This is a genomic window from Streptomyces sp. MGP-BFMKR1, assembly GCF_057766585.1.
Genome location: NZ_CM173408.1, coordinates 2,442,604 through 2,468,051 on the forward strand (window position 1 = coordinate 2,442,604; position 25,448 = coordinate 2,468,051).

At 74.1% G+C, this 25,448-nt stretch carries 19 protein-coding genes and 2 pseudogenes; 11 read left to right on the top strand and 10 right to left on the bottom strand.

Going from position 1 to position 25,448, the window contains the following annotated elements; translation table 11 throughout:
• Nucleotides 1-11: 11 nt before the first annotated feature.
• Nucleotides 12-410 (bottom strand): annotated as a pseudogene (locus AC3CHW_RS09055) (histidine kinase dimerization/phospho-acceptor domain-containing protein); the annotation flags it as partial.
• A gap of 757 nt (nt 411-1,167) precedes the next feature.
• Nucleotides 1,168-1,830 carry a response regulator transcription factor gene (locus AC3CHW_RS09060; RefSeq protein ID WP_381162610.1) on the bottom strand — a complete coding sequence of 221 codons (663 nt, stop codon included), beginning with the start codon at nt 1,828-1,830 and terminating at the stop codon, nt 1,168-1,170.
• 122 nt (nt 1,831-1,952) lie between these two features.
• On the opposite strand from AC3CHW_RS09060, the gene AC3CHW_RS09065 reads away from it, so the two are divergent.
• Complete coding sequence (locus tag AC3CHW_RS09065; RefSeq protein ID WP_488470108.1) at nt 1,953-2,834, top strand: PepSY domain-containing protein; 882 nt, start codon at nt 1,953-1,955, stop codon at nt 2,832-2,834.
• A gap of 307 nt (nt 2,835-3,141) precedes the next feature.
• Here the strand turns inward: AC3CHW_RS09065 and meaB are convergent, their stop codons facing one another.
• Both meaB and AC3CHW_RS09075 read right to left on the bottom strand, forming a co-directional pair.
• Nucleotides 3,142-4,101, bottom strand: a complete 960-nt coding sequence (gene meaB / locus AC3CHW_RS09070; RefSeq protein ID WP_488470109.1) for a methylmalonyl Co-A mutase-associated GTPase MeaB — start codon at nt 4,099-4,101, stop codon at nt 3,142-3,144.
• A gap of 91 nt (nt 4,102-4,192) precedes the next feature.
• On the bottom strand, nt 4,193-5,395 hold the full coding sequence (locus AC3CHW_RS09075) for an acetyl-CoA C-acetyltransferase (RefSeq protein WP_176164186.1): 1,203 nt from the start codon (nt 5,393-5,395) through the stop codon (nt 4,193-4,195).
• 141 nt (nt 5,396-5,536) lie between these two features.
• Here AC3CHW_RS09075 and mce point away from each other — a divergent pair, with 141 nt between their 5' ends.
• The 7 genes and pseudogenes from mce to AC3CHW_RS09110 all read left to right on the top strand — a co-directional run bounded on the left by mce (nt 5,537) and on the right by AC3CHW_RS09110 (nt 16,083).
• Nucleotides 5,537-5,977, top strand: a complete 441-nt coding sequence (gene mce / locus AC3CHW_RS09080) for a methylmalonyl-CoA epimerase (RefSeq protein ID WP_176164185.1) — start codon at nt 5,537-5,539, stop codon at nt 5,975-5,977.
• A gap of 177 nt (nt 5,978-6,154) precedes the next feature.
• Nucleotides 6,155-10,189 carry a polarized growth protein Scy gene (gene scy / locus AC3CHW_RS09085; RefSeq protein ID WP_488470110.1) on the top strand — a complete coding sequence of 1,345 codons (4,035 nt, stop codon included), beginning with the start codon at nt 6,155-6,157 and terminating at the stop codon, nt 10,187-10,189.
• A 115-nt stretch (nt 10,190-10,304) separates the two neighbouring features.
• Nucleotides 10,305-11,240 (top strand): coiled-coil domain-containing protein, encoded by a 936-nt coding sequence (locus tag AC3CHW_RS09090; RefSeq protein WP_187062182.1) that lies wholly within the window; start codon nt 10,305-10,307, stop codon nt 11,238-11,240.
• 282 nt (nt 11,241-11,522) lie between these two features.
• Nucleotides 11,523-12,536 (top strand): annotated as a pseudogene (locus tag AC3CHW_RS09095) (ATP-binding cassette domain-containing protein); the annotation flags it as partial.
• Between the two features lie 224 nt (nt 12,537-12,760).
• Nucleotides 12,761-13,537, top strand: coding sequence for an ABC transporter permease (locus AC3CHW_RS09100; protein WP_176166425.1), 777 nt, complete (start codon nt 12,761-12,763; stop codon nt 13,535-13,537).
• 297 nt (nt 13,538-13,834) lie between these two features.
• On the top strand, nt 13,835-15,145 hold the full coding sequence (locus AC3CHW_RS09105; RefSeq protein WP_398608876.1) for an ABC transporter ATP-binding protein: 1,311 nt from the start codon (nt 13,835-13,837) through the stop codon (nt 15,143-15,145).
• The gene (locus AC3CHW_RS09110; protein WP_488470111.1) at nt 15,142-16,083 is read left to right on the top strand and encodes a DUF2705 family protein; all 942 of its coding nucleotides are present in this window, start codon (nt 15,142-15,144) and stop codon (nt 16,081-16,083) included. Before AC3CHW_RS09105 ends, AC3CHW_RS09110 begins: the two co-directional genes overlap by 4 nt.
• A 57-nt stretch (nt 16,084-16,140) precedes the next feature.
• Here the strand turns inward: AC3CHW_RS09110 and AC3CHW_RS09115 are convergent, their stop codons facing one another.
• On the bottom strand, nt 16,141-16,458 hold the full coding sequence (locus AC3CHW_RS09115) for an ATP/GTP-binding protein (protein ID WP_488470112.1): 318 nt from the start codon (nt 16,456-16,458) through the stop codon (nt 16,141-16,143).
• A gap of 209 nt (nt 16,459-16,667) precedes the next feature.
• Here AC3CHW_RS09115 and AC3CHW_RS09120 point away from each other — a divergent pair, with 209 nt between their 5' ends.
• A complete protein-coding gene (locus AC3CHW_RS09120) occupies nt 16,668-17,702 on the top strand; it encodes an LLM class flavin-dependent oxidoreductase (RefSeq protein ID WP_176164176.1) in 1,035 nt (344 codons plus the stop codon).
• 85 nt (nt 17,703-17,787) lie between these two features.
• On the opposite strand, the gene AC3CHW_RS09125 is transcribed toward AC3CHW_RS09120, so the two are convergent.
• On the bottom strand, nt 17,788-18,180 hold the full coding sequence (locus AC3CHW_RS09125; RefSeq protein WP_176164175.1) for an SCO5389 family protein: 393 nt from the start codon (nt 18,178-18,180) through the stop codon (nt 17,788-17,790).
• Nucleotides 18,181-18,391: 211 nt separating this feature from the next.
• On the opposite strand from AC3CHW_RS09125, the gene nucS reads away from it, so the two are divergent.
• Nucleotides 18,392-19,054 (top strand): endonuclease NucS, encoded by a 663-nt coding sequence (gene nucS / locus AC3CHW_RS09130; protein WP_359325112.1) that lies wholly within the window; start codon nt 18,392-18,394, stop codon nt 19,052-19,054.
• Between the two features lie 103 nt (nt 19,055-19,157).
• On the opposite strand, the gene AC3CHW_RS09135 is transcribed toward nucS, so the two are convergent.
• The 4 genes from AC3CHW_RS09135 to AC3CHW_RS09150 form a co-directional block, all read right to left on the bottom strand.
• Entirely contained in the window at nt 19,158-21,911 is a 2,754-nt protein-coding gene (locus tag AC3CHW_RS09135) for an ATP-binding protein (protein ID WP_488470113.1), read from the bottom strand.
• A 271-nt stretch (nt 21,912-22,182) separates the two neighbouring features.
• The gene (locus AC3CHW_RS09140; RefSeq protein ID WP_488470114.1) at nt 22,183-22,506 is read right to left on the bottom strand and encodes an STAS domain-containing protein; all 324 of its coding nucleotides are present in this window, start codon (nt 22,504-22,506) and stop codon (nt 22,183-22,185) included.
• Nucleotides 22,507-22,778: 272 nt separating this feature from the next.
• The gene (locus AC3CHW_RS09145; RefSeq protein WP_488470115.1) at nt 22,779-23,630 is read right to left on the bottom strand and encodes a 3-hydroxyacyl-CoA dehydrogenase family protein; all 852 of its coding nucleotides are present in this window, start codon (nt 23,628-23,630) and stop codon (nt 22,779-22,781) included.
• A gap of 148 nt (nt 23,631-23,778) precedes the next feature.
• Nucleotides 23,779-24,420 carry a TetR/AcrR family transcriptional regulator gene (locus AC3CHW_RS09150; RefSeq protein WP_187062124.1) on the bottom strand — a complete coding sequence of 214 codons (642 nt, stop codon included), beginning with the start codon at nt 24,418-24,420 and terminating at the stop codon, nt 23,779-23,781.
• A gap of 80 nt (nt 24,421-24,500) precedes the next feature.
• Here AC3CHW_RS09150 and AC3CHW_RS09155 point away from each other — a divergent pair, with 80 nt between their 5' ends.
• Entirely contained in the window at nt 24,501-25,319 is an 819-nt protein-coding gene (locus AC3CHW_RS09155; protein ID WP_488470116.1) for an ABC transporter ATP-binding protein, read from the top strand.
• The last annotated feature ends 129 nt before the right edge of the window (nt 25,320-25,448 follow it).

Genomic DNA, 25,448 nt, shown 5'->3' on the forward strand with positions numbered 1-25,448 from the left:
CCCGCGTCCAGGCGGGCCAACAGCAGCAGGTCGGCCGCCAGGTGCTGGAGCCGCACCACGTCGGCGACCGCGCCCTCGGGGTCCAGCAGTTCCGGGTGGGCCACGCCCACCTCGAGCTGGGTGCGCAGGCTGGCGATCGGGCTGCGCAGTTCGTGCGAGGCGTCCGCGACGAAGCGGCGCTGCCGCTCGACCGAGCCCTCCAGCGCGGCCAGCGTCTCGTTGGTGGTCACCGCCAGGCGCGCCACCTCGTCCCTGGCCTGCGGCTCGGGCACCCGTCGGGACAGGTCGGCGCTGGCGGTGATGGCCGCCATCTCGCGCCGGATGCCCTCCACCGGGCGCAGCGCGCGCCGGGTGACCAGCCAGGTCACGGCCGCGACGACGGCGAGCAGCGCCGGGAGTCCGATCAGCATCGCGCGGCGCACGGTGCCCACCGCGTCCCGCTCCGTGGCCAGCGGGGCGCCGGCGTAGACGGTCAGGGACTCGTCCAGCGGGGTGGTCACGCGAACGGCGGCGAACCGGTACTCCCGCCGCTCCCCGTCCACCGTGGCCGACCCCTCGTGGTGGGTGGCCCCGTCGTGGATCTCGCCCTGCCCGGGCAGCGCCTGGTGCGGGCTCTCGCCGCGCTCGATGGCCTCGGCCGCCTCCTCCGCGGCGTCCTCGGCGGCCTCGTCGGCGGCCTCCCGGGCGGCGTCGTCCTCCGGATCGGCGTCCTCGTCGGGGTCCGCGCGGCCCTCCCCCTGCTCCGGGACCTCCCGCTCGTCCTGGCCGTCCCGCTCGTCGGGGTCGTCGTCGCGCTCCGGGGTGCGGCCGGGGGTGGGCCGGGCGGTGGGGGACGGGGCCGGGCGCTCGGGCGGGGCGACGGCGCGCACGCCGGCGTGGCCGGTGCCGGTGATGCGCGTGAGGTCCTCGCTCACGGCCCGTACCCGCCCGTCCTCGTCCACCACCTGCACCGGCGGGTCGTCGTCCAGTTCGAGGCGGGCGCCGGCCGCCAGCCGGGCCGCGACCTCCCGGGCCCGCACGTCCGCCTGGAGGGTGGTCTGCTCCCGCAGGTTGTCCCGGAGCACGCCGAGCACGACGATCCCGGCCAGCACGAGGGCCAGGGCGACCACCACGCTGGCGCCGATGGTCGCCCGCGCCCGGACCGACCCGAGCGCCCCGCGCACGCCCCTAGCCACGGTCCACCAGCCGGTAGCCGGCGCCGCGCACGGTCTCGATCAGCCCGGGGCCCAGCTTGCGGCGCAGCGCGCTGACGTAGACCTCCACGATGTTCGGGTCGCCCTCGTACGCGAAGTCCCACACGTGCTCCAGGATGTCCGCCTTGGAGACCACCTCGCCCGCGCGGACGGCCAGTTGTTCGAGGACCGCGAACTCCCGGGCGGTCAGCGCGATCTCGACGTCCGCGCGCCGCACCCGGTACGCGGCGCGGTCCACCGCCAACTCCCCCACCCGCAGCACCGGGGCCGCGCCGGCGCCGCGCCGGCGCAACAGCGCGCGCACCCGGGCGAGCAGCACGACGTACGAGAACGGCTTGGTCAGGTAGTCGTCGGCGCCGGTGTCCAGGCCCTCGGCCTCGTCGTACTCGCCGTCCTTGGCGGTCAGCATGAGGATCGGCACCTCGTTGCCGGCGGCGCGCAGCGCCGCGCAGACCGCGTAGCCGTTCATGCCCGGCAGCATGATGTCCAGCACGACCAGGTCGTACGTGCCCTCGCCGGCCCGGTGCAGCCCGCTGGTCCCGTCGTGCACCACGTCCACGGCGAAGCCCTCCGCGGTCAGCCCACGGGCCAGGGACAGGGCGAGCCGCTTCTCGTCCTCCACGATCAACAGGCGCATGCGCACAGCCTCGCAAACGGAACCTGAAGACGCCTTCAGCCGCCTTCAGCCTGCGTTCAGCATCGCCGCGCGAAGGTGGGAGACGTCAACGACCGGCCGAGCACCATCCGGGAGGAACCCTCATGAAGCGCAACCTCGCCATCGCCACCGCCGCGGCGGCGGTCCTCATCGGCGGCGGCACCGCGTCGGCGGTGGCCCTGGCCCACGACGGCGACGACGCGCCCGCCAGCCCGACCCGGGCCCACGCCACGGACCGCGACGACGCGGACCGGGACGACGCGGACCGGGCCCAGGACGGCACCGACGACGCGCGGGACGACCGGGACGCGCGGGACGACAGCGATGACCGAGACGACCGGGGTGACCAGGGTGGCCGGGACGCGGGTGACGACGGCGCCGCGAGCGATGCCGACGACGACAGCGACGGCGCCGACGACCGGGAGGACGTCGCCGAGGGGCGGGCGCTGCGCGGGGCGAAGGTCACCGCGCAGGAGGCCGTGGACGCCGCGCTCAAGGCCAGGCCCGGCACCGTGGTCGCGGCCGAGCTCGACGCGGACGACGGCGCCCGCGCGCTGTGGGACGTGGACATCCTCGGCTCGGACGGCCACTGGTACGAGCTGACGCTGGACGGCGACAGTGGCAAGGTCACGCACCAGGGGCGCGACGACGAGGACCACTCGACCGTGTCGCGGGAGGCGCTGCGCGGGGCGAAGGTCTCCGCGGCCGACGCGGCGCGCGGCGCGCTGCGGACCGCGCCCGGCACGGTGACCTCGGTGGAGCTCGGCGACGGCCCACGGCCGTCCTGGGAGGTGGACGTCCTGGCCAAGGGCGACGGTGACGACGAGCGCGAGCTGGCCGTGGACCTGGCGTCCGGCAAGGCCACCTGGCAGGCGGACGACGACGCTGACAACGCGGACGACCCTGACGACGCCGCCGACGCCGACGACCGCGACGGCTCGGATGGCTCCGACGACTCGGATGGTCCTGACGACTCCGACGCCTGACGGTCGTCCCACGGGCGCGACGCCGCCCGGCGCACGCCCCGCCCGCGCCGGCAACTTCGCTCCAGCGGGCCACTCGTGATGGCCCTTCAGAACCCCCAGGACCCCGCCCGTACCCCCGGGGCGGGGTCCTGGGCCGGCGCTCTCGTGCGGGCGTACGCCCCCCGTGCGAGCGTGCGCTTCAAGAGGGGGCCGCGCGGGGTGTCCGCCACCCCGCGACGGCCTCGGCGAGCCCCCGCGACGGCCCGTACGGCAGCCGCGCAGCGGCCGTCCAGCGACCCTACGGACGCCCCTCACGCCAGCCCCCGCGTCAGCCCCCCTGCGTCAGGCCCGCGATCAGTTCGTCCGCCGCGGCGTACGGGTCCAGTTCGCCGCGCACGATGCGGTCGGCCAGGGCGCTCAGCCGGCGGTCGCCGCGCAGGTCGCCGATCCGCTCGCGCAACGCCGTGACCGCGATCGTCTCGACCTCGCGGGCCGCGCGCCGGCTCCTGCGCTCGGCGAGGATGCCGCGCTCCTCCATCCACGCGCGGTGCTTCTCCAGCGCCTCCACGACCTCGTCCACGCCCTCGGCGCGGGCCGCCACCGTCTTCACGATGGGGGGCCGCCAGTCGCCGGCCGCGCGCGCCTCGCCCAGGCCGAGCATGTGGTTCAGCTCGCGCACGGTGGCGTCGGCGCCCTCGCGGTCGGCCTTGTTGACCACGTACACGTCGCCGATCTCCAGGATGCCGGCCTTCGCCGCCTGGATGCCGTCGCCCATGCCGGGCGCCAGGAGCACCACGCTGGTGTCGGCCTGCGAGGCGATCTCCACCTCCGACTGGCCGACGCCCACGGTCTCCACGAGGATCACCTCGCAGCCCGCGGCGTCCAGCACCCGGATCGCCTGCGGCGCCGACCAGGCCAGGCCGCCGAGGTGGCCGCGGGTGGCCATGGAGCGGATGTAGACGCCGGGGTCGGAGGCGTGGTCGCTCATCCGCACCCGGTCGCCGAGCAGCGCGCCGCCGGAGAACGGCGACGACGGGTCGACGGCCAACACGCCGACCCGCTTGCCGATCTTCCGGTACGCGGTGATCAGCGCCGAGGTCGAGGTGGACTTGCCGACGCCGGGCGAGCCGGTCAGGCCCACGACGTAGGCGTTCCCGGTCAGCGGGGCGAGCGCCGCCATCACCGCGCGCAGTTGCGGGGACGCCCCCTCCACCAGCGAGATCAGCCGGGCCACCGCGCGCGGCCTGCCCTGCCTCGCCTGTTCCACCAGGTCGGGGACGTCCACCATCGTGCCGTTCTCCTTGTCGCGTGTACGGACCGGGCTGCCGGCGCGCTGGTACGGGCCGGGCCGGCGGAGCGGGTGCGAGCGGGGGCGCCCGCTACTTCCTGGGCACCCGCACGATCAGGGCGTCACCCTGGCCGCCGCCGCCACACAGCGCCGCCGCGCCCACGCCGCCACCGCGCCGCTTGAGTTCGAGGGCCAGGTGCAGCACCAGGCGGGCGCCGGACATGCCGATCGGGTGGCCGAGGGCGATCGCGCCACCGTTGACGTTCACCTTTTCCGCCGAAACGCCGAGGTCCTTCATTGACTGGAAGGCGACGGAGGCGAACGCCTCGTTGATCTCGATCAGGTCGAGGTCGGAGACGGTGAGGCCCTCCTTGCCCAGGGCGTGGTTGATGGCGTTCGAGGGCTGCGACTGGAGCGAGTTGTCCGGCCCCGCGACGTTGCCGTGGGCGCCGATCTCGGCGATCCACTCCAGGCCCAGTTCCTCGGCCTTGGCGCGGCTCATCACGACGACGGCCGCGGCCCCGTCGGAGATCTGCGAGGAGCTGCCGGCGGTGATGGTGCCGGACTTGTCGAACGCCGGGCGCAGCTTGGCCAGGCCCTCGACGGTGGTGTCCGCGCGGATGCCCTCGTCCTGGCTGAAGACCACCGGCTCGCCCTTGCGCTGCGGGATCTCCACCGGCGTGATCTCGGCCTCGAACAGGCCGTTCTTCTGCGCGGCGGCGGCCCGCTGGTGGGAGCGGGCGGCGATCTCGTCCTGCTCGGGGCGGCCGATGCCCAGGCGCGTGTTGTGGTGCTCGGTGGAGGCGCCCATCGCGATGTCGTCGAAGGGGTCGGTGAGCCCGTCGTGCGCCATGGCGTCCAGCATCTGAACGGCGCCGTACTTGAATCCCTCGCGGGACTTCGGCAGCAGGTGCGGGGCGTTGGTCATCGACTCCTGGCCGCCGGCGACGATGATGTCGAACTCGCCGGCGCGGATGAGCTGGTCGGCGAGCGCGATCGCGTCGAGCCCGGAGAGGCAGACCTTGTTGACGGTGAGCGCGGGCACGCTCATCGGGATGCCGGCCTTGACGGCCGCCTGGCGGGCCGGGATCTGCCCGGCGCCGGCCTGCAGCACCTGGCCCATGATCACGTATTGCACCTGGTCACCGCCGATGCCGGCGCGGTCGAGCGCGGCCTTGATGGCGAAGCCGCCCAGGTCGGCTCCGGAGAAGGTGCGCAGCGAGCCGAGGAGGCGGCCCATGGGCGTGCGAGCGCCTGCGACGATCACAGAGGTAGTGCCGGTCGTTCCAGTCATGGTGCGGCCCCTTCGGAAGCGTCAGGGATGTTAACGAGGGTTATCCGTCAATGTACTGAGCGGTACGCGACAGGTCATCGGCGCGAGGATGTGATCGCGCGCACGTTGCGTAATCGACCGTGCCGGCGGTGCACTGGGGGAATGCTGACGAGAATCGACCACATCGGGATCGCCTGCTTCGACCTCGACAAGACCGTCGAGTTCTACCGTGCCACGTACGGCTTCGAGGTGTTCCACTCCGAGGTCAACGAGGAGCAGGGGGTACGCGAGGCCATGCTCAAGATCAACGAGACGTCCGACGGCGGCGCCTCCTACCTCCAGCTCCTCGAACCCACCCGCGAGGACTCCGCGGTCGGCAAGTGGCTGGCCAAGAACGGCGAGGGCGTGCACCACATCGCGTTCGGCACCGCCGACGTGGACGCGGACGCCGCGGACATCCGCGACAAGGGCGTGCGCGTCCTGTACGAGCAGCCGCGACGCGGCTCGATGGACTCGCGGATCACCTTCCTGCACCCCAAGGACTGCCACGGTGTGCTGACGGAACTGGTGACCTCCGCCTCCCCCGAGCAGACCGAACACTGACTCACCCCTCCCCAGGCCGGTAGAGTGCAAGCTCGGCCGGGGCGCGGGTTGGGGGCTCGGCCCATGCTACGCCGATGATCTGACACCATTTCTTCGGAAGGGCCAGCCCTGTGCACCACCCGGGACCCGGGGCGGGGCAGGCCACCGACGCGACCAGGGGACGGATGGGACCGCGCAGTGCGGGGCTACGACCGCTACGAGCCTGACGATCACCTTTCGCAGTTCGAAGCCGAGATGGAACGGCTGAAGACCGAGCGAGAGAAGGCCGTCCAGCACGCCGACGACCTCGGCTACCAGGTCGAAGTCCTGCGCGCCAAGCTGCACGAGGCGCGCCGCACCATCGCGTCCCGTCCCGCGTACGACAGCGCCGACCTGGGCTACCAGGCCGAGCAGCTCCTGCGGAACGCCCAGGCGCAGGCCGACCAGCTCCGCGCGGACGCCGAGCGGGAGCTGCGCGACGTGCGCGCGCAGACCCAGCGGCTGCTCCAGGAGCAGGCCGAGCGCCAGTCGCGCCTTGAGGCCGAGTTGCACGCCGAGGCCGTCGCCCGCCGCCAGCGCCTCGACGAGGAGTTGGCGGAGCGGCGCGCCACGGTCGAGTCGCACGTCAACGAGAACGTGGCCTGGGCCGAGCAACTGCGCGCCCGTACCGAGGCCCAGGCCAGGCGGCTGCTCGACGAGTCGCGGGCCGAGGCCGACCAGGCGCTCGCCGCCGCGCGCGCCGAGGCCCAGCGACTGGCGGAGCAGGCCAGGGAGCGGCTGAACGCGGAGGCGGAGAGCGCCCGCTCGGAAGCCGAAGCGATCCTGCGCCGGGCCCGCACCGACGCCGAGCGGCTGCTGACCGCGGCGTCCACGCAGGCCCAGGAGGCCACCGACCACGCCGAGCAGCTCCGCACGAGCACCACCACCGAGGCCGAGCAGGCCCGCCGGCAGGCCACCGAGCTGACCCGCGGCGCCGAGCAGCGCATGCAGGAGGCCGACGCGACGCTGCGCGAGGCGCGCAGCGAGGCCGAGAAGCTGCTGTCCGAGGCCAAGGAGGCGGCGGCGGCGCGGCTTTCGGCCGCCGAGTCGGACAACGAGCAGCGCACCCGTACGGCGAAGGCGGAGATCGCCCGGCTGGTCGGCGAGGCCACCAAGGAGGCCGAGGCGCTGCGGGCCGAGGCCGAGCAGCTTCGGGACGACGCCCGCGCCACGGCGGAGCGGTTGGTCGCCGAGGCGCAGGAGAAGGCGCGCGCCGAGGCGGCCGAGGACGCCGCGGCCCAGTTGGCCAAGGCGGCCCGCACCGCCGAGGAGATGCTCAGCAAGGCCGCCGAGGACGCCAAGGCCGCCACCAAGGCCGCCGCCGCGGAGGCCGAGCGGATCAGGACCGAGGCCGAGCGCGAGGCCGACCAACTGCGCGAGGCCGCGCACGACACGGCCGAGCAGCTCAAGGGCGCGGCCAAGGACGACACCAAGGAGTACCGCGCCAAGACCGTCGAACTCCAGGAGGAGGCCAGGCGGCTGCGCGGCGAGGCCGAGCAGTTGCGGGCCGACGCGGTCGCCGAGGGCGAGAAGATCCGTGGCGAGGCCCGCCGGGACGCGCTCCAGCAGATCGAGGAGGCGGCCAAGACCGCCGAGGAGCTGCTCACCAAGGCCAAGGCGGACGCCGCCGAGAGCCGGGCCAGCGCGAGCGCCGAGGGCGAGCGGGTGCGCACGGAGGCCATCGAGCGGGCCACGGCGCTGCGCAAGCAGTCCGAGGAGGCGTTGGAGCGCGCTCGTGGCGAGGCCGAGGACCTGGTGGCCGCCGCCGAGGAGGGCGCCGGCAAGATCAGGTCGGAGGCGGCCGAGGCGGCCCAGCGGCTGCGCGAGGAGGCGGAGCGCACCACCGCCGAGCGGCGCGCGGAGGCCGAGGCGGAGTGGGCGCGGCTGCACGGCGAGGCCGAGCAGCGGGTGGCCGCCGCCGAGGAGGCGCTGCGCGAGGCGCGGGCCGAGGCGGAGCGGCTGCGCCGGGAGACGACCGAGGAGACCGAGCGGCTGCGGGCCGAGTCGGCCGAGCGGCTGCGGGCCCTCCAGGAGCAGGCCGAGGCCGCGGCCCAGCGGCTGCGCGACGAGGCCACCGCGGACGCGTCCAACGCCCGCGCGGAGGGCGAGGCGGTCGCGGTCCGGCTGCGGAGCGAGGCCGCGACGGAGGCCGAGCGGCTGCGCGGCGAGGCGCAGGAGAAGGCCGACCGGGTGCGCGCGGAGGCCAAGGCCGCCGCCGAGCGGTTGGCCAGCGAGGCGGCCGAGGCGCTGGCCGCCGCCCAGGAGGAGGCGGCCCGGCGGCGCCGGGAGGCCGAGGAGCTGCTCGCCGACGCCCGTGGCGAGGCCGAGCGCGAGCGCGCGCGGGCCCAGGAGCAGAGCGAGGAGTTGCTGGCCTCGGCCCGTAAGCGGGTGGCGGAGGCGCAGGCCGAGGCGCAGCGGCTCGGCGACGAGGCCGAGCAGCGGGCGAGCGAGCTGGTCTCCACGGCCGAGCAGACCGCGCAGCAGGTACGGGACGCCGTCGCGGGGCTTCAGGAGCAGACCGAGGCGGAGGTCGCGGGGCTGCGTTCGGCGGCCGAGCACGCGGCCGAGCGGACCCGTACCGAGGCGCAGGGCGAGGCGGACCGGGTGCGCGCCGACGCGTACGCGGAGCGGGAGCGGGCCTCCAGCGACGCGGCGCGGGTGCGCCGGGAGGCACGCGAGGAGTCCGAGGCCGCCAAGGCGCTGGCGGAGCGCACGGTCACGGAGGCCATCGGCGAGTCGGAGCGGATGCGGGCCGACGCCCGCGAGGAGGCCGACCGGCTGCGGAGCACCGCGGCCCAGCAGGCCGACGCGCTGGTCGCCAAGGCCACGTCCGAGGCCGAGCGGATGGTGGCCGACGCGACCGCCAAGGGTCAGCGGCTGCGCACGGAGGCCGCGGACGCGCTGGCGGCGGCCGAGCAGGACGCCGCGCGGTCGCGCGCCGAGGCCCGTACGGACGCCAACCGGTTGCGCTCGGACGCCGCGCAGCAAGCCGACCGGCTCATCGCCGAGGCGACGAAGGAGGCCGAGAAGCTCGTCGCCGACGCCACCAAGGAGGCCGAGCGGCTGCGGGCCGAGGTGGCGGCCGAGGCCAAGCAGGCGCGCGCGGAGGCGGCGGAGGTCACGGCCGCCGCCCGGCAGGAGGCCGACCGTACGCTGGACGAGGTGCGCAAGGCCGCGGGCCAGCGCCGGACGGAGGCCGCCGCGCAGGCGGACCGGCTGGTGGCGGGGGCGGCCAAGGAGGCCGACAAGCTGCGGGCCGAGGCGGCGGCGACGGTCACCTCGGCGCAGGAGCACGCCACCCGGACCCGGGTCGCCGCGGAGAAGATCAAGTCGCAGGCGCAGGAGGAGTCCGACCGGCTGCTCGCCAAGGCCCAGGTCGAGGCGGAGCGTACGGTGGACGCGGCCCGCGCGGCGGCGGCCAAGCGCCGCGCCGAGGCGGCCGAGCAGGCGGACCAACTCATCGCCGGGGCCCAGGAGGAGGCGCTGCGGGCGGCGACGGCGGCCGAGGAGCAGGCCGACACCATGGTGGGCGCGGCCCGCAAGGAGGCCGAGCGGATCGTCGCCGAGGCCACCGCCGAGGGTAGCCAGCGGGTGGAGAAGGCGCGTACGGACGCCAACACGATGCTGACCGAGGCGCGCGGGGACGCGACGGCCATAAGGGAGCGGGCGGAGGAGTTGCGCACCCGGGTCGAGGGTGAGGTCGAGAAGCTCCACGACCGGGCCCGCCGGGAGTCCTCCGAGGCGCTCAAGTCCGCGGGCGAGCGGGCGGACAAGCTCGTCAAGGCCGCCGAGGAACAACTCGCGCAGGCCGAGAAGAAGGTCAAGCAACTGTTGTCGGACGCGAACAGCGAGGCGAGTAAGGTTCGGATCGCCGCGGTGAAGAAGGCCGACGGGTTGATCCGCGAGGCCGAGGCGAAGAAGACCGCGGCAGATCGCGACGCCGAACGGGTGCGCGCGGAGGCGGCCGACGAGGCGAAGAAAATGATCGATGACGGCAAGCGGGAACTCGAGTTGCTCGTGCGCCGCCGCAAAGACATCAACGCGGAGATTTCCCGCGTCCAGGACGTGTTGGAAGCCCTCGAATCCTTCGAGGCACCGACGTCGGGCAGTGGGAGTGGCAAGGACAACGGGGGCGCGAAAACAGTGGCGGGCGCGGGCGCAACTCGTTCAAGTGGCAAGCAGTCTGACGGCTAGCCACTCAAATGAGGGGTCATTCTCCAGATCAAACGGGCAATGACTCGAAGACACGCCGTCCGCACCCCTAGGATTCTCCCTATCACCTCACCGGTCTTCTTTCGACAGGAACCCCATGAGCGACACTTCCTCCCCCTTCGGCTTCGAGCTCGTGCGGCGTGGATACGACCGCGGTCAGGTGGACGACCGCATCAGCAAGCTCGTCGCCGACCGAGACAGCGCCCTGGCACGCATCACCTCCCTGGAGAAGCGCATCGAGGAGCTCCACCTCGAAACGCAGAACGCGCAGGCTCAGGTCAACGACTCCGAGCCGTCGTACGCGGGTCTCGGCGCGCGCGTGGAGAAGATCCTTCGCCTCGCCGAGGAGGAGGCGAAGGACCTGCGCGAGGAGGCCCGCCGGGCCGCCGAGCAGCACCGCGAGCTGGCCGAGTCCGCCGCGCAGCAGGTGCGCAACGACGCGGAGACCTTCGCGGCCGAGCGCAAGGCGAAGGCCGAGGACGACGGCGCGCGGATCGTCGAGAAGGCGAAGTCCGAGGCGAGCACGCTGCGCAGCGAGGCGCAGAAGGACGCGCAGTCCAAGCGTGAGGAGGCGGACTCCCTCTTCGAGGAGACCCGCGCCAAGGCCGCGCAGGCCGCCGCCGACTTCGAGACCAACCTCGCCAAGCGCCGCGAGCAGTCCGAGCGCGACCTGGCCTCGCGTCAGGCGAAGGCGGAGAAGCGGCTCGCGGAGATCGAGCACCGCGCCGAGCAGCTCCGCCTGGAGGCGGAGAAGCTGCGCACGGACGCGGAGCGGCGGGCCCGGCAGACCGTGGAGACCGCGCAGCGCCAGGCCGAGGACATCGTGGCCGACGCCAACGCCAAGGCCGACCGCGTGCGCAGCGAGTCCGAGCGCGAGCTCGCGGCCCTCACCAACCGCCGCGACAGCATCAACGCGCAGCTCACCAACGTCCGCGAGATGCTGGCCACGCTCACCGGCGCGGCCGTGGCCGCCGCCGGCGCCCCCGAGGACGACTCGGCGCAGCGCGGCGTTCCCGCGCAGCAGAGCCGCTGACCTCCGGCCGGGCCGCGGCGTCTCACGAGCCGCGGCCGGGCCCGTCCCGGCGGCGAGTGGTTCGTCGGCGGTCACCGTCCGGTGGGGACGTGGGTGGCCGCGACCGCGGGTGATCGTGGCTCTCGGGCCACGGGCCCGTGGGTCGGTCGGTAGCCGACAGGTGACCGGCGAGCGGTGCGTCCGCACCCTTGCGTGAACAGCGCCGCACACCGCGGAAAATGGTGTGCGGCGCTGCTTGCCGTGGGGTGGCGTGTACGCCTCACGGCCCTTAGCGTGGCCTGCATGATCGAGCTTGTGGGGTTGACGAAACGCTACGGCGACAAGCTCGCCGTGGACCGGTTGACGTTCACCGTGCGCCCCGGGATGGTCACCGGCTTCCTGGGCCCCAACGGTGCCGGCAAGTCCACGACCATGCGCATGATGCTCGACCTGGACAACCCGACGGCCGGGGACGTCCGCATCGACGGCAAGCACTACCGGCAGTTGCGCGATCCGCTCAAGCACATCGGCGCGCTGCTCGACGCGAAGGCCATGCACGGCGGGCGCAGCGCGTACAACCACCTGCTGTGTCTGGCGCAGAGCAACGGCATCCCGACGAGCCGGGTCAGCGAGGTGCTGGACACCGTCGGCCTCTCCTCGGTCGCGAAGAAGCGCTCCAAGGGCTTCTCGCTCGGCATGGGCCAGCGGCTCGGCGTCGCGGGGGCCCTGCTGGGCGACCCCGAGATCCTGATGTTCGACGAGCCGGTCAACGGGCTCGACCCCGAGGGCATCCACTGGATCCGCCACCTGATGAAGAACCTGGCCGGCCAGGGTCGTACGGTGTTCGTCTCCAGCCACCTGATGAGCGAGATGGCCCTGACCGCCGACCACTTGGTGGTCATCGGGCAGGGCAGGTTGATGGCGGACACCTCGATGGCGGAGTTCATCGCGCAGAACTCGCGCTCGTACGTGCGGGTGCGCACGCCCGACCACGAGCGGATGCGCGAGGCGCTGGCCTCGGCGGGGCACACGGCCGTGGTCGCCCCCGACGGGGCGCTTGAGGTGGACGGGGCGAACGCGGCGCAGCTCGGCGAGCTGGCCGCGCGGCACCAGGTGGTGCTGCACGAGCTGAGCCCCCAGCAGGCGTCGCTCGAAGAGGCGTTCATGCAGCTCACGGCCGAGTCGGTGGAGTACCACGCGCACGCGGGCCCGGCGGGCGCGCACCCGCTGGCCGCGGGCGCGCCGTACGGCGGGGCCGCGCCGGGCGCGGCCCCGGGCGCGGTGCCGCCGGGTGCCGTGCCGCCGGGTGCGGCCCCGGGTGCCATGCCGCCGGGTGCGGTGCCGCCGGGCGGCGGTGGGTATCCGCCGCAGGCCCAGCCGCCGCGGGCTTATCCGCCCCAGGGGCCACCGCCGGGACAGCAGGGCGGGTCCGGGCAGCAGGGACAGCCGGGCGGGTCCGGGCAGGCGGGCCAGCCGGGACAGGCTGGGCAGCCGGGGCAGCAGGGCGGCTGGGGAGCCGACTGGCAGCGGAAGAAGGGCTCCTGACGATGGCGGTCGCGACGCAGGTACTCAGGTCCGAATGGACCAAGATCAGGTCGGTGCAGTCCACCGGGTGGACCCTCGCGCTGGCGCTGGTGGTCACGGTGGCGCTGAGCATGCTGCTCAGCGCGCTGAGCAAGAAGGAGTACGGCGACATGTCGCCGCGCGAGAAGCTCGAGTTCGATCCGACGCTGATCAGCTTCGCCGGCATCGGCCTCGGCCAGCTCGCGCTGATCGTCTTCGGCGTGCTCGTGGTCTCCAACGAGTACAGCACCGGCATGATCCGCACCTCGCTGGCGGCCGTGCCGCAGCGCATGACGTTCCTGGCGAGCAAGATCACCGTCGCCACGCTGCTGGCCCTCGTGGCCGGCCTGGTGATCAGCTTCGCCAGCTTCTACGCGGGCCAGGCCATGCTCGGCGAGCACAAGGCGTCCATCGGTGACTCGGGCGTGCTGCGGGCGATGATCGGCAGCGCGCTGTACATGACCCTCATCACCATGTTCGCCATGGGCGTCACCGCGATGCTGCGCAGCCCGATGGTCTCGCTCGGCATCCTGATGCCGTTCTTCTTTCTGATCTCCAACATCCTGGGCAACGTGCCGGCCACCGAGAAGGTCGGGCGGTACCTGCCCGACCAGGCCGGTTCGCGGATCATGCAGGTGGTACGGACCGACGACGACGCCCCGTACGGGCCGTGGGGCGGGCTCGCGATCATGGCCGCCTGGGTCGCCGTGGCGCTGATCGGCGGCGCGCTGGCGCTGAAGAAGCGGGACGCCTGAGCGACGCCGCCCCCCCGGTTCCGGCGTCGGCACTCCGGCTCCGGCGCCCCCGGCGTCGGCTCACGGCGGGCGGCGTAGGCTCACGGCGCGCGACCACCGACGACGGGCGGGCGGACGACGACGACGCGGGAGAAAAGGCCGGCCCAGGCGGACGCGGCCGGACGTTTCGGCACGGGTCGCCCGGAAAGCGTGTCAATCGCGGCTCGAAGGGAACCGCCAGCTCCCGGTTATCCTCCTAACCCTCACGGGGGCGAGCCGGCAGGTGGCTGACGCCCCGACGACGGCGAGGGCGGAGATTTGATCGAGGCAGTCGGCCTGACAAAGCGCTACGGCGCCAAGACGGCCGTGCACAACCTGACCTTCCGGGTGCGGCCGGGGGCCGTCACCGGCTTCCTGGGCCCCAACGGCTCGGGCAAGTCCACGACCATGCGCATGATCCTGGGCCTGGACACGCCGACCTCGGGTCAGGTGACGGTGGGCGGTTATCCGTTCCGCCGGCTGCCGAACGCGCCCCGCCAGGTCGGCGCGCTCCTCGACGCCAAGGCCGTGCACGGTGGCCGCAGCGCGCGCCAGCACCTGCTGAGCCTGGCCCAGCTCTCCGGTATCCCGGCCCGCCGGGTGGACGAGGTGCTCGGCGTGGTCGGCCTCCAGGACGTGGCCAAGAAGCGGTCCAAGGGCTTCTCGCTCGGCATGGGCCAGCGCCTGGGCATCGCGGCGGCGCTGCTCGGCGACCCGCAGGTGCTGCTCTTCGACGAGCCGGTCAACGGCCTCGACCCGGAGGGCATCCTGTGGGTGCGCAACCTGATGAAGCAGCTCGCCGCCGAGGGCCGTACGGTCTTCGTCTCCAGCCACCTGATGAGCGAGATGGCGCTCACCGCTGACCATCTGATCGTCATCGGCCGTGGCCAGTTGCTCGCCGACATGAGCGTCACCGACTTCATATCGGCCAACTCCGCCGACTTCGCCCGGGTGCGCACGCCGGACACCGACCCGCAGCAGCGCGAGAAGCTGGTGGCCACGCTCACCGAGGCGGGCGGGCAGGTGCAGCCCGAGCAGGACGGCGCGCTGCGCGTCACCGGTCTCGGCCTGCCGCGCATCAGCGACCTCGCGCACGCGGCCGACATCCGGCTGTGGGAGCTGGCGCCGCACCGGGCGTCGCTGGAGGAGGCGTACATGCGTATGACGCAGGGCGCCGTGGACTACCGCTCGACGCACGACCCGCGCGCCGGGTTCCAGGCCGTCGCGCCTGGCCAGCCGCTGCCGCCCGGCGCCCCGCAGGGCTGGGGCCAGCCCGCGCCGCAGGCCCCCGGCATGGCCCCGGGCCAGCCGAACCCGTACGCGCCGGGCCAGCCCCACGCGCACGCGCCGGGTCAGCCCCATCCGTACGCCCCTGGCCAGCCGCCGTACGCGGCGCAGCCGCCCGCCGCCGCGCCGTCCGCCGGCCAGCCGCTGCCGCCGCAGGCCGGGCCCGCGCCGGCCGCCGCCTCGCCGCGCACCACGCAGTTGCGAGCCCTGCCGGACCAGCAGGCCGCCCCCGCGGCGCAGCCGCCCGCCACCCCCGCCACCCCCGCCGAACCGAACGAGCGCGACAGCGAGGACGCCCGATGACCACCCCTCAGCAGCCGCACCCGGCCCCCGCCGCCCCGCAGCAGCAGCCGGCCCCCCACCAGCAGGTCCAGACGCTCCAGGCGCCGCAGCCGCAGCAGGGCCAGCCGCAGGCGCCGGGCGGTGGTTTCGCGCACGCCGGCTACACCTCGCCGATCCCGATCCGGCCCACCCACATCGGGCACGCGCTCGCCTCCGAGTGGACCAAGATCAAGTCGGTGCGCTCGACGATGTGGACGCTCACCGTGATGGTGGCGCTCGTGGTCGGCATCGGGCTGCTGACCGCGGTCGGCATCGCCAGCGGCGACACGGACCTGGAGGGCGAGTCCCCGCTGGCCTTCGGCTTCTTCGGGATGCTGCTCGGTGTGCTGTGCGTGATCACGCTCGGCGTGCTGGCCGTGTCGTCGGAGTACAGCACCGGCATGATCCGCACCACCCTGACCGCGTGCCCGAGCCGTAGCCGGGTGCTGGCGGCCAAGGCGATCGTCTTCTTCGCCCTGACCTTCGTGGTGACGCTCGCCTGCACGGCCGTCGTCGGCTTCATCGGCGACAGCATGCTGAGCGACAACCCGGGCGCGGGAGAGACCGGCGGCTCGGCCTGGTTCAAGGCGACGGTGGGCGTCAGCCTGTACGTGGCGCTGCTCGGGCTGCTCGCGCTGAGCGTCGGCTCGATGCTGCGGCACTCCGCGGGCGCGATCACCATCATGATCGGCGTGGTGCTGCTGCCGCTGGTGCTGGCGCTGTTCATGCGCGGCGACGCGCTGGAGGACGTGCGCGAGGCGCTGTTCGAGTACTCGGTGCCCAGCCAGCTCGGCATCATGTTCAGCAACACGGTGGTGGACTCCGGGCCCTCCGGCTGGGACCCGCTGCTGATCATCCTGGTCGTCACGGGCGCGGCCCTGGCCGCCGCGTTCAGCGTGCTGGAGAAGCGGGACGTCTGACGCCCCGCCCGGGCCCCGGCGCCCCGGCCCCGGCCGCTCGGGCGGTCGCCGCGCGCGTCAGTAGCGCGGCGCGTTACGAGACCGCTGGAGCTTCGCGCTCCGGCGGTCTCGCGCGTTCCAGCAGCCCCGGTGCCAGTGCCGTCGGTCGTCCATGCCCGCGTAGCTCTGCCAGGCGACGAGGTGGCCGACGCCGGGCGGGATCTCCTGGTCGCAGCCGGGGCAGCGGTAGTACTTGCCGGCGGCGCTACCCACCACCGACCGCACCAGCCACTCCTCCCCCTGCCAACTCTCCGTCCGCTCCCCGCCCGTGGACATCCAGGGGGAGTGCTCTGCTGATTTCTCGCCGCCTCGGGGGCGGTTTCGGCGAGGGGACACGGGGCACCTCGTGGTTTCGGCGGGGACTACGGACCGTTACCAGCGTAAGGGTTGTCGTCACCGTCGCGGGAGCCGGCGACAGTCAGCACATCGCCACATCTCCTGATCATCATGAAAACTTCTTGCCAAGCCGTGCCCTTGGCACGTGACAGGCGTTAATGCCAGCGGGGGGCCGCGTCGGTCGCGAGGCTGCAAGAGGAGGCAGAGCGATGCGCGTTGGAGCATTCGTCCTGGCCGGACAGTTCCCGGGCCAGGGACAGGGGGAAGCACTTCACAGGGCGGTGCGGACCGCCGAGGTCGCGGAGGAGTCGGGGCTCGACGCGGTCTGGCTGGCCGAGCACCACTTCATTCCGTACGGCGTCTGTCCGTCCGCCACCACCCTCGCCGCGCTGGTGCTCGGGCGCACCCGCCGGATCGGCGTCGGCACCGCGGTGAGCGTCCTGTCCACGACCCATCCGGTCGCGCTGGGTGAGCAGGCGGCGCTGCTCCACCTCACCACCGGTGGCCGGTTCACGCTGGGCGTGGGGCGCGGCGGGCCCTGGGTCGACCTGGAGGTGTTCGGGACCGGCCTGGGGGCGTACGAGGAGGGCTTCCCCGAATCGCTGGACCTGCTGCTGCGCTGGTTGCGGGAGCCGTCCGTCGGCGCGGCCGGCGAGCGGTACGCCTTCCGGGAGGTGCCCGTCGTACCGCGGGCGGACGAGTTCCTGGACGGCGTGCCCGCGGACGGGCCTCCGGTGGTCGTCGCGTGCGTGTCGCCGCGCGGCGTCCGGCTGGCCGCCGAGCGGGGGTTGCCCATGCTGCTCGGGATGCACTGCGGGGACGACGAGAAGGCGGAGATGGTCGCGCTGTGGCGCGCGACGGCGCTCGCCGCCGGTCACCCGCCGGAGGCCGTCGCGGCGGCCCCGCACGTCTCCACCGGCGTGATGCAGATCGCCGACACCCGCGAGGACGCGGCGGAGTCGCTGCTCAAGGCGATGCCCGGCTGGCTGCGGCGGGGCCTTGGGGCGTACGTGACGGTGGACGGGCGACGGCGGGCCATGCGCGACCCGCGGGCCTACACGGAGCTGCTGTGCTCGCTGCACCCGGTGGGCCCGCCCGCGCTGTGCGCGGACCTGCTCGCGGCCAGCGCCGAGCGCACCGGCATCGAGCGGTTCGCCTTCCTGGTCGAGGGCTGTGGCGAGTTGACCGGCACGGAGGAGAACGTGCGGCGCCTCGGCGAGGAGGTGCTGCCGCGCTGTAGCTGACGGCCCGCCGCGCGGTGAGGAGAGGGGGATCGCCGCCCCGCACCGGTCGAGCACCGTGCGCCTGCGGGGCGGCTGCGACAGCGCGTCAGCAGTCGCGCAGCTCCGGGGACTGGTTCAGGAGCTGTCCCCGGATGGAGGTGAAGCGGGCGAGGCGGTCGTCGGCGGACGGGTCGAGCGGGAAGACCGCGACCCGGTGGCAGTTCTGGAACGCCAGCCGAACCCCGAAGTGCCGCTCCAGCGAGCCGCGTATCGCGTCGCTGGCGAGTGCGCGCAGCAGTTGCCCACGCGCCTGCTCGTCCGGCGGCGGCACCTGGTTGTCGGCGAACTCACCGCCGTCCACCTTGAGCTGGGCCACCAAAGAGCTGACCATCTCCCAGGCGTACGGCAGGGAGGTCCGGACGCAGTCGACGAATTCCGCTTCGTCGACCTCGCCTCGCTCGGCCTGTTCGAGCAGGGCCGGTGAGACGTCGAGCGACATGGGTTCTCCTCTCGTGACCCCGGAGTCGGGGCCTGGCGGATGAGGGGCGGGAGCCGCGACGCAGCGTACTCGTGCGGCGACCCCCTGCTTCAACGGTAGTTCGGGCCACCGTGCCCGCACCAGGACGTTGCACTCACTACCAGCCAACGGGGAAGGGGCCGGTCGGGGACGAATCGCGTGGACGGGGCGGCGTCGAGTAGCGTTGCCGACCATGCGTCTCGTCATTGCCCGCTGCTCCGTTGACTACGCGGGCCGGCTCACTGCTCACCTCCCCTCCGCGCTCCGGCTGATCCTGGTCAAGGCCGACGGCAGCGTGTCCATCCACGCGGATGACCGGGCCTACAAACCCCTCAACTGGATGTCTCCGCCCTGCACCCTCAAGGAGGGCGAGGACAACGTGTGGACCGTGGTGAACAAGGGGGGCGAGAAGCTCATCATCACCATGGAGGAGGTGGTGCACGACTCCTCGCACGAGCTGGGCGTGGACCCGGGGCTGATCAAGGACGGGGTCGAGGCGCACATCCAGGAGCTGCTGGCCGACCGCATCGAAACCCTCGGCAGCGGCTACACCCTGATTCGGCGCGAATACCCCACCGCCATCGGGCCCGTGGACATCCTGTGCCGGGACGGCGACGGCGGCACGGTCGCCGTGGAGATCAAGCGGCGCGGCGAGATCGACGGCGTCGAGCAGCTCACCCGCTACCTCGAACTCCTCAACCGCGACCCGCACCTGGCCCCGGTCAAGGGCATCTTCGCGGCCCAGGAGATCCGGCCGCAGGCCCGCGTGCTCGCCACCGACCGCGGCATCGGCTGCGTCATCCTCGACTACAACGCGCTGCGCGGCATCGAGGACGACAAGCTGCGCCTGTTCTAGGCACCCCGCGGACCGGCTCCGCCTCCCGTACCGCCCGAGCGGCCCGGCGCACCACGCGCGCCGGGCCGCTCGCGCGCGGGCCCGCGACCCGCTCCCCCGCTGGTCAGACCCGCGGGTTGGTCGCGTCGGTGGCCGGGGACGGCGAGCCGGGGTCGCTGGTGATCTGGGTCGGGGACTGCGGCGGGTCCACCGTGGTGGGGGCCGTGCTCGGCGGATCCGTCGGCCTGGTGGTGGGCGGGTTCGTCGGCTCGGTCGGCGGGTCCGTCGGCCTGGTGGTCGGCGGGCTGGTGGGGCGCGTCGGCGGGTCCGTCGGCCTGGTGGCGGGCGGGTTGGTGGGCCGGGTCGACGGGCCGGTGGGCGTGCCCTCCGTGGGGTCGTCCGTCGGTGACGGCCCGCCCGTGGTCGGGCCGCCGTCGGAGGGCTGGGTGCTCGGCGACTGGCCGGCGCCGGTGGAGGCCGACGGGTTCGGCGCCCCCGAGGTGCCAGGGCCGGTGGTCGCGCCGGGGCCGGTGGCGCCCGGGCCGGTGTCGCGGCGCGGCTCGTCGGCGGCGCGTTCCTCGTCCCCCTCGCCGCGCAGGGGCGTGCTGTGCCGTGGCGTGACGCGCTCCGGCGACCCGTCGCCGCCCGAGGTGGCGCCGAGCGTGACGACCGTGCCGAGGACGGCGACCAGGAGCACGCCGGCGCCGACGGCCGCCGCGTTCCGGCGCGCCCCGATCAGCAGGGGCAGCTTCCGTACCGAGGCCCGCCAGCCGCCGCGCGTGCCGCCCGTGCCGGCGCCGCCGCCGGCGGCTGGCACCACCGCCGGGCCCGGCAGCGTGTCGGTCGCGTCCTGGCGCGGGACGATCACGGTCGTGTCGGTCGGGCTCGCGCCACCGCCCGGCGCGGCGCCCTCGGCCGGCGCGTCGGCGCCGCCCTCGCCCCCCGTGAGTTCGCCGAGGGTGTCCAATCCGCCCGGCGCCGAGATCCCGGTGCGGTCCACGACCAGGGCCAGGGCCCGGCGGCCCGCGACGGCCCCGCGCCGGTCGGCGAGCACCCCGCGCAGCGAGATGGACGCCTCAAGCTCGGCGCGAGCCCGGTCCAGTTGGCCCGTGCACAGGGCGAGGACGCCCAACTCGTGGTGGAAGTACGCCTCCTCGGCCACCTCGCCGGCGAGCCTGGCGGCCTCCTGGCCGTACCGCAGACAGCGCTCCCAGGCGCCCCAGCCGAGCCCGGCCGCGAACGCCGGGGCCGCCGTCCGCGCCAGCAGCACGGCCGCGCTGAGCTGCCCCACGCGGGCCCCGCCACCGTCCCCGGCCGCCGACGGCGCCTGAGCCGGGCCCCGGGCGCCGGCGCGGGCGGCGACCAGCGCGCCGAGCGCGCCGAGGATGGCGTCGGCCTCCTCCGTCGCGCGGCTGGCGGCCACCGAGGGGTGGCCGGCCCACCAGGCGTAGTGCTGGGCCACGGTGAGGGCGCGGGCCGTCGGGTCGTCGGCGAAGCCGGCCGCCGTGAGCTGCGCGGCGACGCCGGTGACCAGCCGGTAGTGGTCGCCGGCGGGGGTGACGAGGCCGCAGCCGATGAGTTCGGCGATGGCGGCGTCGGCCCCCGGGTCGCCGATCAGCGCGGGCAGGTGGGACGGGTGCGGGCACTCCCCGCCCAGGGCCAGCGCGTACTGCAGGGTCTCCCGGGCCGGCGCGCTGACCAGGTCGGCCAGCAACGCCGCCGGGGCCACGCCCTCGGTGAGGGTGGGGACGCGCGGCGGGGCGGCGTCGGCGGTATCGGCAGGGTCCGCGTCGATGTCGGGGACGGCGTCCGGGGCGGCGTCCGCGCCCCCGTCCGTTCCCGCGGTGCCCGGCGCCGGCTCGGCGGTCGGGTCGGCCGCCGGCTCGGTGGTCCGGCCCGCCGCCTGGTCGCGGCCCCGCAGCAGCGCCGCGGCCTGTACGAACCGCAGCGGCAGCCCCTCGGACTCGAACCACAGGTCCGCCGCCCAGGCCGCCTCCTCGTCGGTGGGCGGCCGGCGCACGAGACGACCCAGCAACTCCATGCAGGCGGTCCGGCTGATGCCGCCGAGCGCGACCTCCTCCAGGTAGGCGCCCGGGGACGGGGCCGAGACCTCCGGCGTGGCCGCTATCAGGAAGGCGCACTCGGGCGTGGCGTCGAGGAAGTCGTCGAGCGTCGGCCCGTCGAACTCGATGTCGTCCACGATGACGACGGCCCCGATGTCCCGCGCCAGCTCCACCAGCTCGGCCCGGTCCGGGCGGTGCGTGGGCATCCGGAAGACGGCGGCGCACAGGGCGTGCAGCAGGTCGGTGGGGGTGCGGTGGTAGCCGGAGAGGCGGATCACGCCGTCCGGGGCGAGGTTGCCGCAGCCGTCGGCGACCGCGTCGAGCAGCGCGCTGCGTCCGGCGCCCGACGGGGCGGTCAGCCGTACGGAGCGACCGCGGGTCAACAGCCGTATCAGCCGGTCCCGTTCCTCCTCGCGGTCCAGCAGCGGCAGCTCGCGGTGGGCGGTGCCGGCGGCGATGGCGCCCGGTCCGGCGGTCACGGTGGAGCGCGCGACGGTCTGGGCGCGGCGGAGTTCGGCGCGCTCCTCGCGGGTGTGGCGGCGCGGCGCGGCCGATCGGTGCGGGCTGCCCGGTGGGCACTGCTCGATCTCGCTGCCGTCGATGGGGTTGACGGTCAGGAGGTAGTCGCCGCAGGTGAGCTGGGCGGTGCGGGCGATGCCGGGCGACGGCGTCGACGACGCCCCACCCCGGTCGCGGTCGTGGGGGCCGATGGCGGGCGGCTGCGGGCCGCGGTGTGGCGTGCGCCGCGAGCCGCCGGCGGCGTCGTCCGAAGCGTCGTGGCCGTGCTCGTGCGGCCCGCGGTGCGTCGGGTCCATGGTGAAAGCCCCCCAGAGCTGCGTGCCGTGTGGTCAGCGGGCTGGTCCGCGGCGTGCCGGATTCGGGCGGCCGGCGCGGCCGTCCGGTGTCCACCTGGCATGGTCAGCGGCGCTCGCCGAACGTGGACCTGTGCCCAGTATCGCTGACCCACCGGTGCCGCGCCGCCCCGGCGGGCGAGCCGGCGCGCACGGCCGCTCACCGCCGCGGCCCGAGGCGGGGCCTGGACCCGGAGCCCGGCCGCGCCGGGATGGCGACGCGGGCCCCGCGGCCTCACACCCGGGGCAGGGAGTCGACTTCCAGGCCGCCTTCGATGGCCAGGATGCGGTGCAGTCGGGTGGCGACCAGGAGGCGCTGCATCTGGGGTGGCACGCCGCGCAGCACCAGGCGTCGGCCGACGCGGCCGGCCCTGCGGTGGGCGCCCATGATGACGCCGAGCCCGGTGGCGTCCCAGGCGTCGAGTCCGGAGAGGTCGAGCACGAGGTCTCCACCACCGCCGTCCACGGCGGTGTGGAAGGCCGTACGGGCGTCCGCCGCGCTGCGGATGTCGAGTCGGCCCCCGACGACCAGCTCGGCGTGGTCGCCCTTGATGTGCATATGCGCTCCCCGATGGTGCGTCGTTGTGGTCGTATATCTACACAACTGACTGCCTCTCATACGGCAAAGTTGCCGCCCGTAAGCGAACCGATACCGAATTCACCCCATGGAGTAGGCCCATGGGGTGCGGGCCTGTCTGTGGTTGTCATGGCACGGCGGGCGCCGCTTCCCGGGGGCGCGGCGCCCGTGTACGTGGAGGGCCAACTGCCCGCCCGCGCACGGTTCGACACCTCGCACAGCGCGTCGGGACCGGCGCGCGGGCCGGCGGCGGGTCAGTCGTGCGGGTAGAAGCCCCGGCCGCTCTTGCGGCCGATGTCGCCCGCGTCGACCATGCGGCGCATGATCTCCGGCGGGGCGAACTTCTCGTCCTGCGACTCGGTGTAGATGTTGTCGGTGGCGTGCAGCAGGATGTCCACGCCGGTGAGGTCGGCGGTGGCCAGCGGTCCCATCGCGTGGCCGAAGCCGAGCTTGCAGGCGATGTCGATGTCCTCGGCGCTGGCCACGCCGGACTCGTACAGCTTGGCCGCCTCGACGACGAGCGCCGAGATGAGGCGGGTGGTGACGAAGCCGGCCACGTCGCGGTTGACGACCACGCAGGTCTTGCCGATGCCCTCGGCGAACTCGCGGGCCGCGGCGAGGGTTTCGTCGCTGGTCTTGTAGCCGCGTACGAGTTCGCACAGCGCCATCAGCGGGACCGGGGAGAAGAAGTGGGTGCCCACGACCCGCTCCGGGCGCGAGGTCGCCGACGCGATCTTGGTGATCGGGATGGCGGAGGTGTTGGAGGCGAGGATCGTCTCGTCCCCCACCAGGCCGTCGAGGGTCGCGAAGATCTCGCGCTTGACCTCGATCTTCTCGAAGACGGCCTCGACCACGATGTCCGCGTCGGCGGCGGCGTCCAGGTCGGTGGTGGTGGTGATGCGCGCCAGCGCCTGCTCGGCGTCCTCGGCCGTGAGCTTGCCCTTGGAGACGAACTTCGCGTACGACGCCTCGATGCCGTCCTTGCCGCGTGCCAGAGCGGCGTCCGTCACGTCGCGCAGGGCGACGTCCCAGCCCGCCTGGGCCGAGACCTGAGCGATACCGGACCCCATCAGTCCGGCCCCGATGACGGCGAGCTTCTTGGCCACTGCGTCTCCCTTACCTGCCGGGGGCCACGGCGCCCCCACCACACTGGTTTTTCGGCTTTGAGGCGGACCTTAGCGGGCGTCAGGGCCCCGGGGGCAGGGGAAGAGATGCGCGTCACGTCTCACATGACGGACCTCACACCGCCGGCGGTCACGGAGCGGGGCGCACCGCGTAGTTGAGGACGCGCTCGCTCAGCAGGTCCTCCATCTCGTCCAGCAGGACGAGCGCCTCGCGCGAGACCTCGGCGACCTCGCGGCCGGCCATCATCTGGCGGCCGACGAAGCCCATCAGAGTGCCCTGCACCCAGGCGAGCTGACCGCCCACCAGCGTCGGCAGCGGGTCGTCGGCGGCGGCGCCGGTCTCCTCGCGCAAGACGTTCTCCACCTGCTCGACCACCTCCTGCTGGAGGTACCACAGGCGCGCCTTGAGGGCGTGGGCGCCCTGGATGACCCGCATGAACCGGTCGTAGCCGGCGAACAGCCCGACGGTGGGCGAGACGGCCTCCACCTCGGCGGTGAACTGCCGCAGCACGCTGCGCGCGGCCGACTCCCCCACCTCGCGACCGCGCACGTAGCGCGGCAGCCGGTCCACCACGCCCGCGCTGCGGTCGAAGAACAGGTCCTCCTTGGCCGGGAAGTAGTTGTAGACGGTGTTGACCGACACGTCCGCCGCGTCGGCGATCTCCGCGATGGTCACCGCGTCGAAGCCGCGCTCCAGGAAGAGCCCGGTGGCCACGTCCGAGATGTGCTGCCGCGTCTGCCGCTTCTTCCGCTCCCTGAGTCCCTCTGCCATGCCCCCATCGTAAGCCTGGCTGGATGTTCACCAAACTTGGAGTGATTGCAAAATTTAAGAGACTCTGTTTTTCTGTGGGCATGGCAATCATCAGCACGGTCGGCCTCGCCCGGACGTTCACCACCCCCCAGGGCCCCGTGGCGGCCGTGCGGGGCATCGACCTGACCGTGAGGCCCGGCGAGGTCGTCGGCCTCCTCGGCCCCAACGGCGCGGGCAAGACCACCACGCTGCGCATGCTCACCACGCTCCTGCCGCCCACCGGCGGCGCCGCCACGGTCGCCGGCTGCGACCTGGTCCGCGACCCGGCCGGGGTACGGCGCGAGAGCGGTTACGTCGCCCAGTCGGGTGGCGTCGACCCGAACCTGACGGTCCGCGAGGAGCTGGTCACCCAAGGCCGGCTCTACCGGCTGCCCCGGGCCGAAGCGGTCGCGCGGGCCGCCGAGTTGGCCGCCGACCTGGGCCTCGCCGACCTGCTCGACCGCAAGGCCGGCGCCCTCTCCGGCGGGCAGCGGCGGCGCCTGGACATCGCGATGGGCCTCACCCACCGGCCGGCGGTGCTCTTCCTGGACGAGCCGACGACCGGCCTCGACCCCGGCAGCCGCGCCGACCTGTGGGAGCTGGTGCGCCGGGTGCGCACGGAACACGGCACCACCGTCGTCCTCACCACGCACTACCTGGACGAGGCCGACGCGCTCGCCGACCGGCTGGTGATCGTGGACCGTGGCGTGGTGGTGGCCGACGGCACCCCGCGCGACCTCAGGCAGCGCCACACGGGCTCGCCCGACGCCACGCTCCAGGACACCTTCCTGGCCATCACCGGGCACGGCATCGCCCCCGACCCGTCCGCCGAACCCGGCGGCCCCCTCGGCCCCACCGCATCGGCCCCCACCGCGGCCTGACCTGCCTGTCTCCTGACCTGCCTGTCTCCTGACCTGTCCGGTCTCCTGACCTGCCCGGTCTCCTGACCTGCCCGGCTCGCCCGGCCCGCCTGGCTGACCTGTCTGACCTGCCTGGCACGCCCGGCCTGC

What these genes read in the sequence shown, in the direction of transcription:
- AC3CHW_RS09155 (WP_488470116.1), top strand. Translation starts at nt 24,501, where the DNA reads ATGGCAATCATCAGCACGGTCGGCCTCGCCCGGACGTTCACCACCCCC.
- AC3CHW_RS09120 (WP_176164176.1), top strand. Translation starts at nt 16,668, where the DNA reads ATGCGCGTTGGAGCATTCGTCCTGGCCGGACAGTTCCCGGGCCAGGGA.
- AC3CHW_RS09125 (WP_176164175.1), bottom strand. Translation starts at nt 18,180, where the DNA reads ATGTCGCTCGACGTCTCACCGGCCCTGCTCGAACAGGCCGAGCGAGGC.
- AC3CHW_RS09075 (WP_176164186.1), bottom strand. Translation starts at nt 5,395, where the DNA reads ATGACTGGAACGACCGGCACTACCTCTGTGATCGTCGCAGGCGCTCGC.
- nucS (WP_359325112.1), top strand. Translation starts at nt 18,392, where the DNA reads ATGCGTCTCGTCATTGCCCGCTGCTCCGTTGACTACGCGGGCCGGCTC.
- AC3CHW_RS09135 (WP_488470113.1), bottom strand. Translation starts at nt 21,911, where the DNA reads ATGGACCCGACGCACCGCGGGCCGCACGAGCACGGCCACGACGCTTCG.
- AC3CHW_RS09150 (WP_187062124.1), bottom strand. Translation starts at nt 24,420, where the DNA reads ATGGCAGAGGGACTCAGGGAGCGGAAGAAGCGGCAGACGCGGCAGCAC.
- AC3CHW_RS09110 (WP_488470111.1), top strand. Translation starts at nt 15,142, where the DNA reads ATGACCACCCCTCAGCAGCCGCACCCGGCCCCCGCCGCCCCGCAGCAG.
- AC3CHW_RS09090 (WP_187062182.1), top strand. Translation starts at nt 10,305, where the DNA reads ATGAGCGACACTTCCTCCCCCTTCGGCTTCGAGCTCGTGCGGCGTGGA.
- mce (WP_176164185.1), top strand. Translation starts at nt 5,537, where the DNA reads ATGCTGACGAGAATCGACCACATCGGGATCGCCTGCTTCGACCTCGAC.
- AC3CHW_RS09065 (WP_488470108.1), top strand. Translation starts at nt 1,953, where the DNA reads ATGAAGCGCAACCTCGCCATCGCCACCGCCGCGGCGGCGGTCCTCATC.
- meaB (WP_488470109.1), bottom strand. Translation starts at nt 4,101, where the DNA reads ATGGTGGACGTCCCCGACCTGGTGGAACAGGCGAGGCAGGGCAGGCCG.
- AC3CHW_RS09060 (WP_381162610.1), bottom strand. Translation starts at nt 1,830, where the DNA reads ATGCGCCTGTTGATCGTGGAGGACGAGAAGCGGCTCGCCCTGTCCCTG.
- AC3CHW_RS09140 (WP_488470114.1), bottom strand. Translation starts at nt 22,506, where the DNA reads ATGCACATCAAGGGCGACCACGCCGAGCTGGTCGTCGGGGGCCGACTC.